The organism is Acidobacteriota bacterium (genome assembly GCA_020853395.1).
GTDB lineage: Bacteria > Acidobacteriota > Vicinamibacteria > Vicinamibacterales > SCN-69-37 > JADYYY01.
This window is the reverse complement of the sequence record JADYYY010000019.1, coordinates 249,783-265,565: the sequence shown is the minus strand read 5'-3', so window position 1 is coordinate 265,565 and position 15,783 is coordinate 249,783. Positions and strand designations below refer to the sequence as shown.

12 protein-coding genes are annotated in these 15,783 nt (G+C 68.9%); 9 read left to right on the top strand and 3 right to left on the bottom strand.

The window, feature by feature from the left end:
* Positions 1 to 77: 77 nt before the first annotated feature.
* From ilvD to IT184_17675, 5 genes are all read left to right on the top strand, one after another.
* A complete protein-coding gene (ilvD, locus tag IT184_17695) occupies positions 78 to 1,748 on the top strand; it encodes a dihydroxy-acid dehydratase (protein ID MCC7010648.1) in 1,671 nt (556 codons plus the stop codon).
* Between the two features lie 109 nt (positions 1,749 to 1,857).
* Positions 1,858 to 3,570: a biosynthetic-type acetolactate synthase large subunit gene (ilvB, locus tag IT184_17690; GenBank protein MCC7010647.1), complete on the top strand. Its 1,713-nt coding sequence runs from the start codon at positions 1,858 to 1,860 to the stop codon at positions 3,568 to 3,570.
* 8 nt (positions 3,571 to 3,578) lie between these two features.
* On the top strand, positions 3,579 to 4,130 hold the full coding sequence (gene ilvN / locus IT184_17685; protein ID MCC7010646.1) for an acetolactate synthase small subunit: 552 nt from the start codon (positions 3,579 to 3,581) through the stop codon (positions 4,128 to 4,130).
* A 58-nt stretch (positions 4,131 to 4,188) separates the two neighbouring features.
* Positions 4,189 to 5,238, top strand: a complete 1,050-nt coding sequence (ilvC, locus tag IT184_17680; protein ID MCC7010645.1) for a ketol-acid reductoisomerase — start codon at positions 4,189 to 4,191, stop codon at positions 5,236 to 5,238.
* Positions 5,239 to 5,248: 10 nt separating this feature from the next.
* A complete protein-coding gene (locus tag IT184_17675) occupies positions 5,249 to 6,430 on the top strand; it encodes a phosphoglycerate dehydrogenase (protein ID MCC7010644.1) in 1,182 nt (393 codons plus the stop codon).
* A 156-nt stretch (positions 6,431 to 6,586) separates the two neighbouring features.
* Here IT184_17675 and IT184_17670 read toward each other — a convergent pair whose 3' ends face one another.
* Positions 6,587 to 7,066 carry a redoxin domain-containing protein gene (locus IT184_17670; protein ID MCC7010643.1) on the bottom strand — a complete coding sequence of 160 codons (480 nt, stop codon included), beginning with the start codon at positions 7,064 to 7,066 and terminating at the stop codon, positions 6,587 to 6,589.
* An 89-nt stretch (positions 7,067 to 7,155) separates the two neighbouring features.
* On the opposite strand from IT184_17670, the gene IT184_17665 reads away from it, so the two are divergent.
* The 4 genes from IT184_17665 to IT184_17650 are packed head-to-tail and all read left to right on the top strand — an operon-like array spanning position 7,156 to position 13,151.
* Positions 7,156 to 9,966 carry a UPF0182 family protein gene (locus tag IT184_17665; GenBank protein ID MCC7010642.1) on the top strand — a complete coding sequence of 937 codons (2,811 nt, stop codon included), beginning with the start codon at positions 7,156 to 7,158 and terminating at the stop codon, positions 9,964 to 9,966.
* Positions 9,963 to 10,265 carry an ATP-dependent Clp protease adaptor ClpS gene (locus IT184_17660; protein ID MCC7010641.1) on the top strand — a complete coding sequence of 101 codons (303 nt, stop codon included), beginning with the start codon at positions 9,963 to 9,965 and terminating at the stop codon, positions 10,263 to 10,265. The genes IT184_17665 and IT184_17660 overlap by 4 nt, the downstream gene beginning before the upstream one ends.
* A 27-nt stretch (positions 10,266 to 10,292) precedes the next feature.
* Positions 10,293 to 12,560 carry an ATP-dependent Clp protease ATP-binding subunit ClpA gene (gene clpA / locus IT184_17655; GenBank protein MCC7010640.1) on the top strand — a complete coding sequence of 756 codons (2,268 nt, stop codon included), beginning with the start codon at positions 10,293 to 10,295 and terminating at the stop codon, positions 12,558 to 12,560.
* A 30-nt stretch (positions 12,561 to 12,590) separates the two neighbouring features.
* Positions 12,591 to 13,151 (top strand): nucleotide exchange factor GrpE, encoded by a 561-nt coding sequence (locus IT184_17650; protein ID MCC7010639.1) that lies wholly within the window; start codon positions 12,591 to 12,593, stop codon positions 13,149 to 13,151.
* 66 nt (positions 13,152 to 13,217) lie between these two features.
* Here the strand turns inward: IT184_17650 and IT184_17645 are convergent, their stop codons facing one another.
* Positions 13,218 to 15,047: a hypothetical protein gene (locus IT184_17645; protein ID MCC7010638.1), complete on the bottom strand. Its 1,830-nt coding sequence runs from the start codon at positions 15,045 to 15,047 to the stop codon at positions 13,218 to 13,220.
* An 18-nt stretch (positions 15,048 to 15,065) separates the two neighbouring features.
* Positions 15,066 to 15,752 (bottom strand): glycosyltransferase family 2 protein, encoded by a 687-nt coding sequence (locus tag IT184_17640; protein MCC7010637.1) that lies wholly within the window; start codon positions 15,750 to 15,752, stop codon positions 15,066 to 15,068.
* Positions 15,753 to 15,783 lie beyond the last annotated feature (31 nt).

The following is a 15,783-nucleotide window of genomic DNA, read 5'->3' as shown; positions in this document are numbered from 1 at the left end:
TGATTGTCAAATAGATAGCCGCCCGATATCGTGGACGGAACGGCGGCCGTTGCGTGCCGCAGGAGATCCGATCCGGCATGAGCGAGTCGACGAAGCGCAGTTCGCAACTGGTCGAGGGTCCGCATCGGGCGCCGGCGCGCGCGATGCTCAAGGCGGTCGGGTTCACCGACAGCGACTTGCAGCGCCCGCTCATCGGCGTCGCCAACACCTGGATCGAGATCGGCCCCTGCACGTATCACCTCCGCCATCTCGCCGAGTACGTGCGCGAAGGGATCAAGGCCGCCGGCGGCACGCCGATGGAGTTCAACACCGTGTCGATCTCGGACGGCATCACGATGGGGACGAGCGGCATGCGCATGTCGCTCGTCAGCCGTGAGCTCATCGCCGACTCGATCGAGATGGTGGTCGACGGCAACGAGCTCGACGGCGTGATCGCGCTCGTCGGCTGCGACAAGACGATTCCCGGCGCCGCGATGGCGCTCGCGCGGGTGAACGTGCCCGGGCTCGTGCTCTACGGCGGCTCGATCGCGCCGGGCCACTACGGCGGCCGGAGCGTGACGATTCAGGACGTCTTCGAGGCCGTCGGTGCCCAGGCCGCCGGCCGCATCACGATGGATCAGCTCGTCTCGCTCGAGAACGTCGCCTGCCCGGGCGCCGGGGCGTGCGGCGGCCAGTTCACGGCGAACACGATGGCGGGCGTCTGCGAGTTCCTCGGCATCTCGCCGCTCGGGGCGAACAACGTGCCCGCGGTGGACCCGGCGAAGCCCGACGTCGCGCGGGCCGCGGGCCGGCTCGTCGTCGACCTCGTGCGGCGGGGCCTGACGCCGAAAGCGATCATGACGCCCGCCGCGTTTCAGAACGCGATCGCGTCGGTCGTCGCAACGGGCGGGTCGACGAACGCGGTGCTGCACCTGCTCGCCATCGCGCGCGAGGCGGGCGTGGATCTCGACATCGAGGCGTTCAACCGGGTCAGCGCGGCCGTGCCCTGGCTGGCGGACTTGAAGCCGGCCGGCCGGTTCGTCGCGACGGATCTGCACGAGGTGGGCGGCACGAAGCTCGTCGCCGATCGGCTGTTGAAGCTCGGCGCCATCGACGGCGGCGCCATCACGGTCACGGGGCGCACGCTCGCCGACGAAGCGGCGGGCGCGGCCGAAGCGCCCGGGCAGGAGGTCGTGCGGCCGCTCGACCGGCCGCTGGCGCCGACTGGCGGGCTCGTGATCCTGCGCGGCAGCCTCGCGCCCGAGGGTGCGGTCATGAAGGTCGCCGGCCACAAGCGGCACAGCCATCGGGGCCCGGCGCGCGTTTTCGACAGCGAGGAGGCGACGTTCGACGCCGTCCGCGCCGGGCGGATCCGGCCAGGCGACGTGGTCGTCATCCGCTACGAAGGGCCTCGCGGCGGGCCCGGCATGCGCGAGATGCTCGCCGTGACGGGCGCGATCATGGGCGCCGGGCTCGGCGACACCGTGGCCCTCGTCACCGACGGCCGCTTCTCCGGCGCGACGCACGGATACATGGTCGGCCACGTCGCACCGGAAGCCGCCTCGGGCGGCCCGATCGCGGTCGTGCGCGACGGCGACGTCATCACGATCGACGAGGATGCCCATACGATCGAGCTCGAAATCCCGGCGGCGGAGCTCCAGGCGCGGCTCGCGGCCTGGACGGCCCCGCCTCCACGCGCCACGCGCGGCGTGCTGGCGAAGTACGCGAAGCTGGTCTCGTCCGCCGCGCTCGGCGCGGTGACGGGATGACAAGGGGCGTACGGCTCGAGCCTGGCTTGGGGCTTGAGGCGTAGGACCTGGGCCGACGTACGCCGCTTGCCGTAAGTCGTAAGTCGTAAGCCGTTCTCGAGGAGTTGACATGCCACGTCTGACAGGAGCCGAGATTCTCTGGGATTGCCTGGTGCGCGAAGGCGTCACCGACGTCTTCGGCTATCCCGGCGGCGCGATTCTGCCTGCGTACGACGCGATGCTCAAGTACCCGATCCGGCACGTGCTGGTGCGTCACGAACAGGGCGCGACGCACATGGCGGACGGCTACGCGAGGGCGAGCGGCAAGGTCGGCGTCGCCGTCGCGACGAGCGGACCTGGCGCGACGAACATGGTCACCGGCATCGCCACGGCGATGCTCGACTCGTCGCCGATCGTCTGCATCACGGGCCAGGTCGGCAGCCGCCTGATCGGTTCCGACGCGTTCCAGGAGACCGACATCACGGGCGTCACGCTGCCGGTGACCAAGCACAACTACCTCGTCACCCGGGCCGACGAGGTCGCGCACGCGGTCCGCGAAGCGTTCCTCGTGGCGAAGTCCGGCCGCCCCGGCCCGGTCCTGATCGACATCACGAAGGACGCCCAGCAGTCGTCGTGCGAGTACGACTGGGACGCCGCCGCGCCCGATCCCGACATCGTCCGCAGCCCGGCACATCCGGGCGACGCGCAGATCCAGCAGGCGCTCGAGCTGATCAAGTCCGCGCGCCGGCCGCTCGTGCTCGCCGGCCACGGCCTCATGCTCGGCGGCGCCACCGAGGAGTTCCGCGCCTTCATCGATCGGAGCGGCATTCCGGCGGCCATCACGCTGCTCGGCATCGGCGCCCTGCCGGCCTCGCACCCGCTCAACCTCGGCATGATGGGCATGCACGGCGAGGCCTGGGTCAACACCGCGATCCAGGAGGCCGACCTGCTGATCGCGCTCGGCATGCGGTTCGACGATCGGGTCACCGGCAACCTCAAGACCTACGCGCAGAACGCGCGCAAGATCCACGTGGACATCGACCCGGCGGAAATCGGCAAGAACGTCCCGGTGGACATCGGCATCGTCGCCGACGTGCGCGACGTGCTCCGCTCGTGGCAGCCCTCGCTGACCCGGCTCGACCTGGGCGACTGGATCGCGCGCATCGACGCGCTCAAGGGCGATTCGGCCGTCCGCGACATCCAGAACATGCCCGACGACGGGCACCTGTACGCCGCGCACGTCATCCACGACATCTGGCGCGCCACGCACGGCAAGGCGATCGTCGTCACCGACGTCGGCCAGCACCAGATGTGGGAGGCGCAGTACTACCACCACGACGAGCCGCGCACGCTCATCACCTCCGGCGGGCTCGGCACGATGGGCTTCGCGCTGCCGGCCGCGATCGGCGCCAAGATGGCGTGTCCCGACGCGGAGGTCTGGGTGGTCGTCGGCGACGGCGGCTTCCAGATGACGATGTGCGAGCTGGCGACGATGCAGCAGGAGAACCTCAAGGTGAACGTCGCCATCATCAACAACGGCTATCTCGGCATGGTGCGCCAGTGGCAGGAGTTCTTCTACGACCGCCGCTACGCCGCGACGCCGCTCTCGAGCCCGGACTTCGTCACGCTCGCGAGCGCCTACGGCATCGAGGCGCGGGCGGTCAACACGCGGCATGCCGTCATCCCGGCCGTCGAGCAGGCGCGGGCCCACCGTGGCGCCGTTGTGCTCGACTTCCAGGTCGAGCAGGAGGACTCGGTGTACCCGATGGTGCCGGCCGGCGCCGACCTCCACAAGATGATTCGCCGCCCCACGCCGCTCGCCGAAACGGGCGCGGACCGGTAGGAGCCTCTATGTCCATCACGTACGTCGTCCAGGTCGCCGACAAACCCGGCGTGCTCAACCGCGTGGTGTCGCTCGTGCGGCGCCGCGGCTACAACATCGAATCGCTGACGGTCGGCCACGCCAGCACGCCGGGCATGTCGCGCATCACGCTCGTCGTCGAGGCGAACCCCGACGCGGCGGCGCGGATCGAAGCGAACCTCTACAAGCTCGTGCACGTGCGCAGCGTCCAGAACGTCACGGACGTGCCGACCGTGTTCCGCCACCTGGCCCTCATCAAGGTGGCGGCGACGGCACAGTCGCGCAGCCAGGTCATCCAGCTCGTGGACGTGTTCCGCGCGCGGGTCGTGGACGTGGCGTCCGACTCGCTCATCGTGGAAGCCACGGGCGCCGACGACAAGATCGACAGCCTGCTCGAGGCGCTCCGGCCGTTCGGCGTGCTCGAGCTCGCGAAGACCGGCTGCCTCGCGATGACGCGCGGATCGTCGGCCAAGACCGGCGCGGCCGCCGGCGCGGCCGACAAGACGGTCGAGCTCGACGCCGGCGTGTCGTTCTCGGTGTGATTGGTGATTCGTGGCGTTATGAGTTATGAACTCAGGAGACCTCGTCCTCAAGGAACCCATGGCCAAGATTTACTACGACCGCGACGCTGATCTGTCTCTCATCCGTGCACGGAAGGTAGCCGTCCTCGGCTACGGTTCGCAGGGTCACGCCCATGCGCTGAATCTCCGCGACAGCGGCGTGACCGTCTGCGTCGGCCTGCCGGCCGAGAGCCGGTCCCGCGCGGCGGCCGAGAAGGAAGGGCTGAAGGTCATGACGCCCGCCGAGGCCACGCGGTGGGCCGACGTGATCATGGTCCTCGTGCCCGACACCGCGGCGGCCCAGTTGTACAAGGAAGCGATCGGCCCCAACCTGAGCGCCGGCAAGATGCTGATGTTCGCGCACGGGTTCAACATCCGCTTCGGCACCGTCACGCCGCCGAAAGACGTGGACGTCGCGATGATCGCGCCCAAGTCGCCCGGGCACCGCGTGCGCGAGCTGTACGTCGAAGGCGGCGGCACGCCCGCGCTCGTCGCCGTCCACCAGGACGCCACCGGACAGGCGAAGGCGATCGCGCTGTCGTACGGCAGCGCCATCGGCGTCGGCCGCGCCGGCATCGTGGAGACGACGTTCGCAGAGGAAACGGAGACGGACCTCTTCGGCGAGCAGGCGGTGCTGTGCGGCGGCACGAGCGCGCTCGTCAAGGCCGGGTTCGAGACGCTCGTCGAGGCCGGCTATCAGCCCGAGGTCGCCTACTTCGAGTGCCTTCACGAGCTGAAACTGATCGTCGACCTGATGTACCGTGGCGGCCTGAACTTCATGCGCTACTCGATCAGCGACACGGCCGAGCACGGCGACTACACCGCGGGACCCCGCATCGTCACCGACGACACCCGGCGAGCCATGAAGCAGATCCTGACGGACATCCAGACCGGCGAGTACGCGCGCCAGTGGGTCGCCGAGCACGAGGCTGGCCGTCCGACGTTCAACGCCACCCGCGCGGCGGAGCGCCACCAACTGCTCGAGAAGGTGGGCGCGGACCTGCGCGCGATGATGCCGTTCGTCAACCCGGTCACGGCGCCGGACCAGACGGCCTCACAGACCCCAGCCGCCTCGGGCAAGAAATCGTAGAGAGCGCATCGTGTTCAAGATCCTGACCCTCAACAACATCTCGAAGATCGGCCTCACCAGACTCCCGGCCAGCAGCTACGCCGTCGGCAACGACGTCAAGGATCCCGACGCGATCCTCGTCCGGTCGGCGAACATGCACAGCGGCGACATCCCGGCGACCCTCAAGGCCGTCGGACGAGCCGGCGCCGGCGTGAACAACATCCCCGTCACGCGGATGACCGAGCGCGGCATCCCGGTGTTCAACGCGCCGGGCGCGAACTCCAACGCGGTGAAGGAGCTCGTCGTCGCCGGGCTGATCCTCGGCTGCCGCCAGATCTGCGAGGCCTGGGATTTCGCCCGCAACCTCGAGGGCTCGGACGACGAGCTGAGCAAGGCGGTCGAGGCGGGGAAGAAGAACTTCGCCGGGTACGAGCTGCCCGGGCGCACGCTCGGCGTCGTCGGCCTGGGCGCCATCGGCCGGCTGGTGGCGAACACCGCCGTCTCGCTCGGCATGAACGTCGTCGGCTTCGATCCAGGGCTGACGGTCGAAGGGGCCTGGCAGCTCTCGTCGGCGGTCAAGAAGGCGCGCTCGCTCGACGAGGTGTTCCGGACGGCCGAGTTCCTCACCGTGCACGTGCCGCTCAGCGACGCCACGCGGAAGCTCGTGAGCGCCGAGCGGCTCGCGCTGATGAAGAAGGGGGCCGTGATCCTCAACTTCGCGCGCGAAGGCATCATCGACGATCAGGCCGTGGTGGACGCGATCGACGCCGGCCGGGTCCACGCGTACATCAGCGACTTCCCGACGAACCTCACGAAGAACCACCGGCGCTGCGTGACGCTGCCGCACCTCGGCGCCTCCACCGAGGAGGCGGAGGACAACTGCGCGATCATGGTCGTCGACCAGGTGCGGGACTTCCTCGAGAACGGCAACATCCGCAACGCGGTCAACTTCCCCGAGGTCGTGGTCGCACGGCGGACGGCGCACCGGCTCATTTGCGCGAATGCGAACGTGCCCAACATGCTCGGCAAGATCTCCGAGGTCTTCGGCAAGGCCGGGCTGAACATCCACGACATGGTCAACTCGTCGCGGGGCGAGGTCGCCTACACGGTGGTCGATCTCGACGAGCCGGTGCCGGGCGAGGTCGTCACGGCCGTGGCCGGCATCAAGGGCGTGCTGATGGCCCGCCTCGTGGCGCCGCCGGCGCAGCCGTGACGCCGGAGGATCGGGTCGTCGCGCTCCGCACGAGCGGGGTGCTCGCCGGCCCGATCGCGCGCTGACGGTACCGCAACGATCGCGTGGCCGTGCCACGAGTGTTTGCGGTCGCCGTCGCACGGCCGCCGTGCCGGCGCGACGGGTTGGCTGGCCAGGTCACGTGGCATTCCGTGCAGGACGCGGCGGACGTGCCCGCAGCGCATCCAGCACGTCGTTCACGTCGGGATGGCCCTCCATCCCATACACCTTCGCCCAGCGGACCACGCCGTCCTTGTCCACCAGGAACACGGATCGCTCGGCCAGCCCGTCGTCGCGCAGCACGCCGTAGCGGGCCGCGACGGCGCCCTGGGGATGGAAGTCGCTCAGCGCGTCGTACGAGAGCCCGATCGAGTCGGCCCAGGCTTTCTTCGACGGTCCGGCATCGCTGCTGATCACGAGCACGTGGGCGTCGAGCGCGTCGAACGCCGCGCGCTCCCGCTCGTAGGACTGCCCCTGCGCGTTGCAGATGGGCGTGAACGCCAGCGGGTGAAAGGCGACGACGACGTGGCGGCGGCCGCGAAAGCTCGACAAGGTCACGTTCTGACGATGTTGATTGGGCAGCGTGAAATCTGGCGCGACGGATCCGACGGCAAGCACGATGCGTCCTCCTCCGAGCGGCGCCATCGTCGCACGGCGGGCCGCCCGAACCCACATGATAAGGTTGTGGGATCTGTGAGGAGGCCGTCATGAGGCTGCGGGGCCTGCCGGGATTCCTGCTGCTGATCGTCGTCGCTCTGCTGGTGGTGCCGTCGGCCACCGGCTACTACACGGATTGGCTGTGGTTCCGGGAGCTCGGCTACGAGCAGATCTTCACGCGGACGCTCCGGGCCCAGACGTTCGTCTTCGCCGCCACGTTCGCGGTGGCCTTCTCCATCCTCTCGTTCAACCTGCAACTCGCGCGGCGGCGGGCGGGCTCGCGCCCGCGCATGATCATCGACGTCGGCGGACGGCCCGTCACTTTGGGTAGCCAGGACGTGGGCGGGCTGGCCGTTCCGATCGCCGCGGGCGTGGCTCTGCTGCTCGGCATCGCCGGGGCGTCGAACTGGCTGCGCTGGCTGTCGTTCTTCCACGCGGCGCCGTTCGGCGATCGCGACCCGCTCTTCGGGCGCGATGTCGGCTTCTACGTGTTCCGGCTGCCGGTCTACCAGACGCTACAGCAGCAGTTGCTGTTCCTCTTCATCCTGGCGCTCGTCGGCTGTCTCGCCTCCTACGTGCTGAGCGGCAACTTCGTCCTCGAGTCGCGGCCGGGAGCCGCCTCGTGGCCGCGCGTGCGGCTCGCCCCGTCGGCGCGCCGCCACCTGGCGGCGTTGCTCGCGCTGGTCTTCCTGCTGATGGCCTGGGGCAGTTGGCTGGACATCCCGGCGATGCTCTTGACGCCCACCGACTCGGCCGTGGCGTTCGGCGCCTCGTACGCGGACGTGCACGCCACGATGCCCTTCCTCTGGGCGTCGGTGGCCGTCCTCGTCGTGGGCGCCGGACTGGCCGTGTGGCACGGCGTCGGCGGCCGAGGCTGGCTGGTGCCGCTCGCTCTCAGCCTCTACCTCCTCGTCTCGATTGCCGGCGGCGTCTACGCCAGCATCGTCCAGCGCCTGATCGTCCGGCCGAACGAGCAGAACGTGGAGCGGCCGTTCATCGAGCACAACATCGCGGCAACGCGCCGGGCCTATGCGATCGACCGCGTGGAGGAGCGCGAGCTGTCGGGCGACGCCGAGCTGACGGCGGCCGACATCGTCGAGAACGCCGGCACGATCGAGAACGTGCGGCTCTGGGATCACGGCCCGCTGCTGCAGACCTTCGGCCAGATCCAGGAGATCCGGACGTACTACGACTTCGTGAACGTGGACAACGACCGCTACACGATCGACGGCAAGCTGCGCCAGGTGATGCTGTCGGTGCGCGAGCTGAACACCGAGAGCATGCCGAACCCGTCGTTCGTCAACGAGCGGCTGACGTTCACGCACGGCTACGGCCTGACGCTCGGGCCGGTCAACCAGGTGACCGCGCCGGAAGGGCTGCCCGTGCTGTTCATCCGCGACATTCCGCCGGTGTCGACGGTGGATCTGCGGGTCGATCGCCCGGGCGTGTACTACGGCGAGCTGACGGCGGGCTACGTGCTCGTGAACACGCGGCAGCCGGAGTTCGACTACCCGCGCGGTGAGGGCGGCGCGTCGGCGGACGTGGGCTACGCGACGACGACGTACGAGGGGACGGGCGGCGTCCCGGTGGGCTCGCTGGCGCGCCGGATGCTCTTCGCGATCCGCTTCGGCAGCACCGACATCCTCGTGAGCAACCAGATCACCCGCGAGAGCCGCATCATGTTCCACCGGCAGATCGCCGAGCGGGTGAAGGTGCTCGCGCCGTTCCTGTCGTACGACTTCGATCCCTACCCGGTGCTGAGCGGCGGCCGGATCTTCTGGATCCAGGACGCGTACACGACGACGTCGAACTACCCGTACTCGACGCCGCGGCAGCGTCCGGCGTCCGAGCTCAACTACATCCGCAACTCCGTCAAGATCGTCACCGACGCGTACAACGGCACGGTGGCGTTCTACCTGTCGGATCCGGACGATCCGCTGGCGCAGACGATCGACCGCATCTTCCCGGGCGTGCTCGAGCCGCTGTCGGCCATGCCGCCGGAGCTGCGGCGCCACGTGCGGTACCCCGAGGAGCTGTTCCGGACGCAGGCGCAGGTCTACCAGACGTACCACATGACCAACCCGACGGTCTTCTACAACAAGGAAGACCAGTGGCAGTGGCCCGTGCTCGACGCCGCGCAGCAGGGCAGCACGCCGATGCAGCCGTACTACACGGTGATGACGCTGCCGGGCGGCAAGAGCACGGAGTTCATCCAGATGCTGCCGTTCACGCCGCGGGCGAAGGACAACCTCGCCGCGTGGATGGTGGCGCGGAGCGACGGCGAGCACTACGGCCGCCTCCAGGTGTTCCAGTTCCCGAAGCAGAAGATCGTCTATGGCCCGCGCCAGGTCGTGGGCCGCATCAAGCAGGACCAGGTGATCTCGCCGCAGATCACGCTGTGGAACCAGCAGGGCTCCGAGGTGATCTGGGGCAACCTGCTCGTCATCCCGATCAAGGAGTCGCTGCTCTACGTGCAGCCGCTCTACCTGCGGTCCCCGCAGAGCAGCATTCCCGAGCTCAAGCGCGTGATCGTCGCCTATCAGAGCCGGATCGTCATGGACGTCACGTTGACGCAGGCGCTCTCACAGATCTTCGGCCGCAGCGTGGCGGCCGCGCTGGCGCCGGATCTGCTGTCGAGCACGGCCACGTCGGTGATCGAAGCACCCGACGTCGGTCCCGAGGTCGAGGGCGTCGTCCGGCCGCCGGGCCAGGCGGCGAGCACGCTCGGCGCGCTGGCGGCAGAGGCCAAGCAGCACTACGAGAACGCCGTGAAGGCGCAGCGCGAAGGCGACTGGAGCACGTACGGCGAGCAGTTGCGGCAACTGGAGCGCGTGCTGGAGAAGATGCAGAGCACGCCATGACCGAGACCGGCGACGCCGTCAAGGAGCGCATCAAGACCGAGAAGCGCGAGCCGCTCCTCTACAAGGTCGTGCTGCTCAACGACGACTACACGACGATGGAGTTCGTGGTGGAAGTGCTGATGTCGGTCTTCCAGAAGACGCCGGCCGAAGCCTACCGCATCATGATGCTCGTCCACACGACGGGCCGCGGCATCGCCGGGCTCTATCCGTGGGAGGTCGCCGAGACGAAGGCGGAGACCGTCGTCTCGCTGGCGCGGACCGCCGGCTACCCGCTGAAGGCCGTCACCGAAGAAGCGTAGCGTTCCGTATAATCGGACGAGGGCCTCGTGTTCTCCGCTTCGCTCGAAATCGTGCTCACCATCGCGTACCGCGAGGCGGTCGCGCGCCGGCATGCGTATCTGACGCTCGAGCACCTGCTCTACGCGCTCGCGCACGATCCGGAGGGCGAGCGGATTCTCGAGGCGTGCGGCGCCGACCTGCCGCGCCTCCGCCGCGAGCTCAACGACTACCTCGACTCGTCCGTCGAGCAACTGCGCCGCGGCCAGGAGCGCGAACCGGACCAGACCGCAGCCTTCAAGCGCGTGCTGTCCACCGCCGTGCTCCACGTGCAGAGCGCGCAGCGGGCCGAGGTCAACGCCGGCGACATCCTCGCGGCCATTCTGCTCCAGCCGAAGTCGCAGGCCGCGCGCGTGCTCGAGGCGGAAGGCGTCACGCGGCTGCGCATCCTCGAGTACATCTCGCACGGGATCACGCACGCGGCCTCCGCGGATGCCGCCGGCGCCCGCTCCGGCGAGACGCCCTCGCCCGATGCCGACGGCGGCGCCTCGCCGCGCGATCCGCTCGCGGCGTACTGCCAGAACCTCACCGACCGCGCGCGGATGGGTCTGCTCGATCCGCTCATCGGGCGGACCGAGGAGCTGCAGCGCACAATCGAAGTTCTCTGCCGCCGCCGCAAGAACAACCCGGTGTTCGTCGGCGAAGCCGGCGTCGGCAAGACCGCCATGGCCGAAGGCCTGGCGGCGAAGCTGCTGTCCGAGGACGTGCCGGAGCCGCTGAAGGACGCCGAGGTGTTCTCGCTGGATTCGAGCGCGCTGCTCGCCGGCACGCGGTTCCGCGGCGACTTCGAGGAGCGGTTCAAGGCCATCATCCGCGCGCTCGGCGCGCGGCCTCGCGCCATCCTGTTCATCGACGAGATCCACTCGACCGTCGGCGCCGGCGCCACGGCCGGCGGCACGATGGACCTGGCGACGATGATCAAGCCGATCCTCACGGCGGGCGATCTGCGGATCATCGGGTCGACGACGTTCGAAGAGTTCAAGCAGATCGAGAAGGACCGCGCGCTCGCCCGCCGGCTGCAGCGGATCGTGATCGACGAGCCGTCGATCGAGGAAACCGTCAGGATCCTCACCGGCCTCCGCAGCCGCTACGAGGAGCACCACGACGTCACCTACACCGAGGCGGCGCTCGAGGCGGCCGCGCGGCTCGCCGCCAGGCACCTGCGCGACTACCGGTTGCCCGACAGCGCGATCGATCTGATGGACGAAGCCGGCGCGGTGGCGCGCTTGTCGAAGGCGTCCGTCGTGGACGCGCCAGAGATCGAGGTCACGGTCGCCCGCGTGGCGCGCATCCCGGCCCGCCAGGCGTCATCGTCCGATCGCGAGCGACTTCGGACGCTCGAGGAGTCGCTCGAGCGGGTGGTGTTCGGTCAGAAGGAAGCGGTCCACCTGGTGGCCCAGGCCATCAAGCGGTCGCGCGCGGGGCTCGGCGCGCCGGAGCGCCCGGCCGGCTCGTTCCTCTTCACCGGGCCGACGGGCGTGGGCAAGACGGAGCTCGCAAAGCAGCTCGCGATCCAGCTCGGCAACGAGTTCATCCGGTACGACATGAGCGAGTACATGGAGAAGCACGCCGTGGCCAGGCTCATCGGCGCGCCGCCGGGCTACGTCGGCTTCGAGCAAGGCGGCCTGCTCGTCGACGCCGTGCGCACGCACCCGTACAGCGTCGTGCTGCTCGACGAGATCGAGAAGGCGCACCCGGACATCTACAACATCCTGCTCCAGGTGATGGACCACGCGACGCTCACCGACAACACCGGCCGGAAAGCCGACTTCCGGAACGTCGTGCTCATCCTCACGTCCAATGCCGGCTCCCGCGAGCTGAGCGCGCAGAGCATCGGGTTCTCCGAGCGCGTCTCGGGCGGCGACGAGGGCGCGCGCCGGGCGGCGGAGGGCAAATCGCGCGCGGCGCTCGAGCGGGTGTTCTCACCTGAGTTCCGCAACCGGCTCGACGCGATCGTCACCTTCGGCCGCCTCTCGCCCGACGTGATGGAGACCATCGTCGAGAAGTTCATCCTGCAGCTCGAGGCGCAGCTCTCCGAGAAGCACGTGGCGATCACGCTCACGCCGGAGGCGCGGACCTGGCTCGCCGCGAAAGGCTACGACCCGGTCTACGGCGCGCGCCCGCTCGCCCGCGTCGTCCAGCGCGAGGTCCGCGATCCGCTCACCGACGAGCTGCTCTTCGGCAAGCTCGAGCACGGCGGCACCGTCACGATCGGCGTCGCCGACGACAGGCTGACCTTCGACTACCAGGCCAGGTAGCAAACCGCCGTTTGGGGCGCAGATTGCCAGATGTCGATGTCTGAGTTGAAGGTCACCGATCGCCGGTTCTGGGTACGTGGCGAGGAGGCGGGCGGCGACACCGCCCCCGGCAGCCTGAAGCCCACCTACGTCGAGGAGCTGGAGGCCCGGCTCGCGGCCAAGGACAGCGAGCTGCAGCAGTTGCTGGCGCGATATCGGAGCGCGACCGACGAGTTCGAGCAGGCGCGCGCCAGGCTCCGGAAAGAGGTCGCGAAGGACGTCGAGCGCGGCCGCCGGGCGATGCTCGGCGGCTTCCTGGAGGTGCTCGACAACCTCGATCGTGCGCTCGCCGCGGCCTCCGGCCGCACCGACGAGCCCTTCGTCCAGGGGGTCTCCCTCGTCCGGCAGCAGTTCCTGAACGTGCTCGACGGCCTCGGGATCGCGAGGATCGATCCGATCGGCCAGCCGTTCGATCCGGCCGTGCACGAGGCGGTGGCCAGCACGCCCGCGGATGACTCGGCACCGCCCGGCCGAATCACCGGCGTGATCCGGCCGGGCTACCTGATCGGCGGCGAGGTCCTCCGGCCGGCGATGGTCGCGGTCGCGTCCTGACCGCTGGCCCGTACCACCCCGACTCCTCCTCGCACGTCCGAGACCGTCAGACGCCGAGCACGGCGGTCATTCGATCGGTCTCATGACCCGACGGTCGATGTCCAGTTCGCAGACATCGGTCAGCCGTTGCTGCTCGATCCAGTCGCTGACGTGCGCGAGGTAGCCAGGTTGCTGCGGATTCGCGAGGTTCCAGCCGGTCGGCTGCCATGCGCTGTAGCCGTTCAAGGTGGGCAGCCCGGACCGTAGCGCGATGAAGCCCGCGTCGATCGCGTACTGACCCCACCTGTTGTCGAATCGCGCCATGTACTCCGGCGAGGCGCCCTTCACGTAGAAACTGCGGCACGACGACGAAATCGCGATGGGGGCCTCGACCCATCGCTCGAACACGTCGGCACGCCGATCGAACGGAAGCTGACGTGCGTTCCAGCCCGTCACGACCATCACCAGCGCCACCGCGGTGACGCCGAAGCGCACCAGCCGCCGTGACTCACGTGACAGGAGCACGCCGGCGACGAGCACGGCCATCAGCTCGTACAGGTAGATGATTCGCGTCGGGTCGCGGATGATCGAGAGCCCGGGCATCCATCCGAACAAGACCTGCCACACCGACACGCCGCCGACGGCCAGCGGCGCGGCAGCGGCGATCGCCGACACGCCGACGAACCACCACGCGATGAACCGGCTGAATCGGCTGGTGCCGGGCAGCGAGACCATCGCCGCGAGCACGACGGCGAGCCCGAACGTCCGCGCGCTCTCGTACACGATGAACGTGCGGAGCAAGGCCGGCGGATCCAGCCAAGGAATCCTTTCGACGCGCGTGAGCATCGCCCAGAGATGCTCGTCTGGAAACGCCCGGTGCTCCCGGTAGGTCGGAAGGTAGATCCAGGCGAAGATCGCCGAGCCGACCGCGACGCCTACCACGATGGCCGCGAGGCGGCGGAGTGGTATTCGGTAGGAGACGGCCAGCAACTGCACCGTCGCCCTGACGGCGTTCCGGATGGGGTATCGCAGCGCCACGGCAGCGAACAGCACGGCGAGCTGCACGGCGCGGATCGGGTTCCTGGCCGACAGCCGAAACGGCCCGATCAGCGTGCGATCGAGCGGCGCGACCGCGACGATGAGCGCGGCCGCGGCGCAGGCGAGCGCCGCCATGAGCCAGCGCCGGTCGGCACGCGTGGCCGGACGTGCGTGCAGGCCGCGGCGCACTTCCCGCCACACGCCGCCGATGTCCGCCGACATCGTCGATCGCTCATGGACCGCGACGCCGGCGAGCATCAGCCCGCCCAGCAGGGCCGCGAACGCGGCGGTGTAGAAGTCCTGGACGAACAGCAGCACCGCCGCACAGGCGGAGAGGAACGCCAGGGCATCGCCGGTGCGGCCGGGATGCCGCGTCGCTTCGATCGCCATCCACACGACAGGCGGCACGAGGTACACCGACGCGCGCTGGTTCCACAACGCCAGCGTGTGGTTGACGATGTTCTGCGACGTGATGAACAGCATCGAGAGCGCCGCAGCGCTCACGACGCCGAGCTTCAGGTGCCGGCGCAGCACGCCGTAGAGGCACAGCGCGCCGATTTCGAGCACCAGCAGGAGCATCAGCGTGTTGGCTTGAAACGGCTCGTACCACAGGCGCGCCAGGCTGTAGAACGGCACGAAGAGAATCAGCCCGTGTGAGTACCCCAGCGTGCCCTGCACCGGGAAGTACATCGGCGGCGAGGCCGCGGTCCACGGGTGCGGGAGGCTCAGGTACCAGTGCTCCAGCAGGAAGTTGATGAAGTAGGAGTCCAGCCAGGTGCCGAGGCCGTCCACCGGCAGCCTCCATGAGGACACACGACAGATGTGCTGGAAGTACGCGAGCGATGCGGCGGCGATCAAGACGTTGCGGAGAATGCTCATCGCGCAAAAGACGAAACGCTACGATGGCGTCCACCTCGCATAGCGCAACAAGGTCCAGACGGCCTGCACGGCGTCCTTGAACCCGATCTTCTTGCCTTCCGCGTACGTCCGGCCGTGATAGGAGATCGGCACTTCGTAGATGCGCACGCCGAGCCGGCTGACCTTGCAGGTGATCTCCGGCTCCACACCGAAGCGCTGCGACTGCAGGTCGAGCTTCTTCGCGACCTCGCCCGTCATCGCCTTGTAGCAGGTCTCCATGTCGGTGAGGTTGAGGTCCGTGATCATGTTCGACAAGAGCGTCAGCAGCCAGTTGCCGACGGAGTGCCAGAAGTACAGCACCCGATGACCGCTCGCCGTGCCGAGGAACCTCGACCCGTAGACGACGTCGGCCTTTCGATCGAGGATCGGCTTCAGCAGGACGGGGTACTCGCCGGGATCGTACTCGAGGTCGGCGTCCTGGATCAGGACGATGTCGCCGGTCGCCTCGCGGAACCCGCGGCCGACCGCAGCGCCTTTCCCGAAGTTCTGCGGCTGGAGCAGCACGCGGACGCCGTTGCGGCCGTCCAGCTCACGCAGGATGTCCCGCGTGCCATCCACCGACCCGTCGTCGACGATGATGAGCTCCTTCTCGATGTGCTCGAGCTTCACCGCCAGGACGGCGTCCACGATCTCGCGGATGGTGGCCCGCTCGTTGTAGGCGGGCATCACGATCGACAGCTTCACGGCCGATGATCGT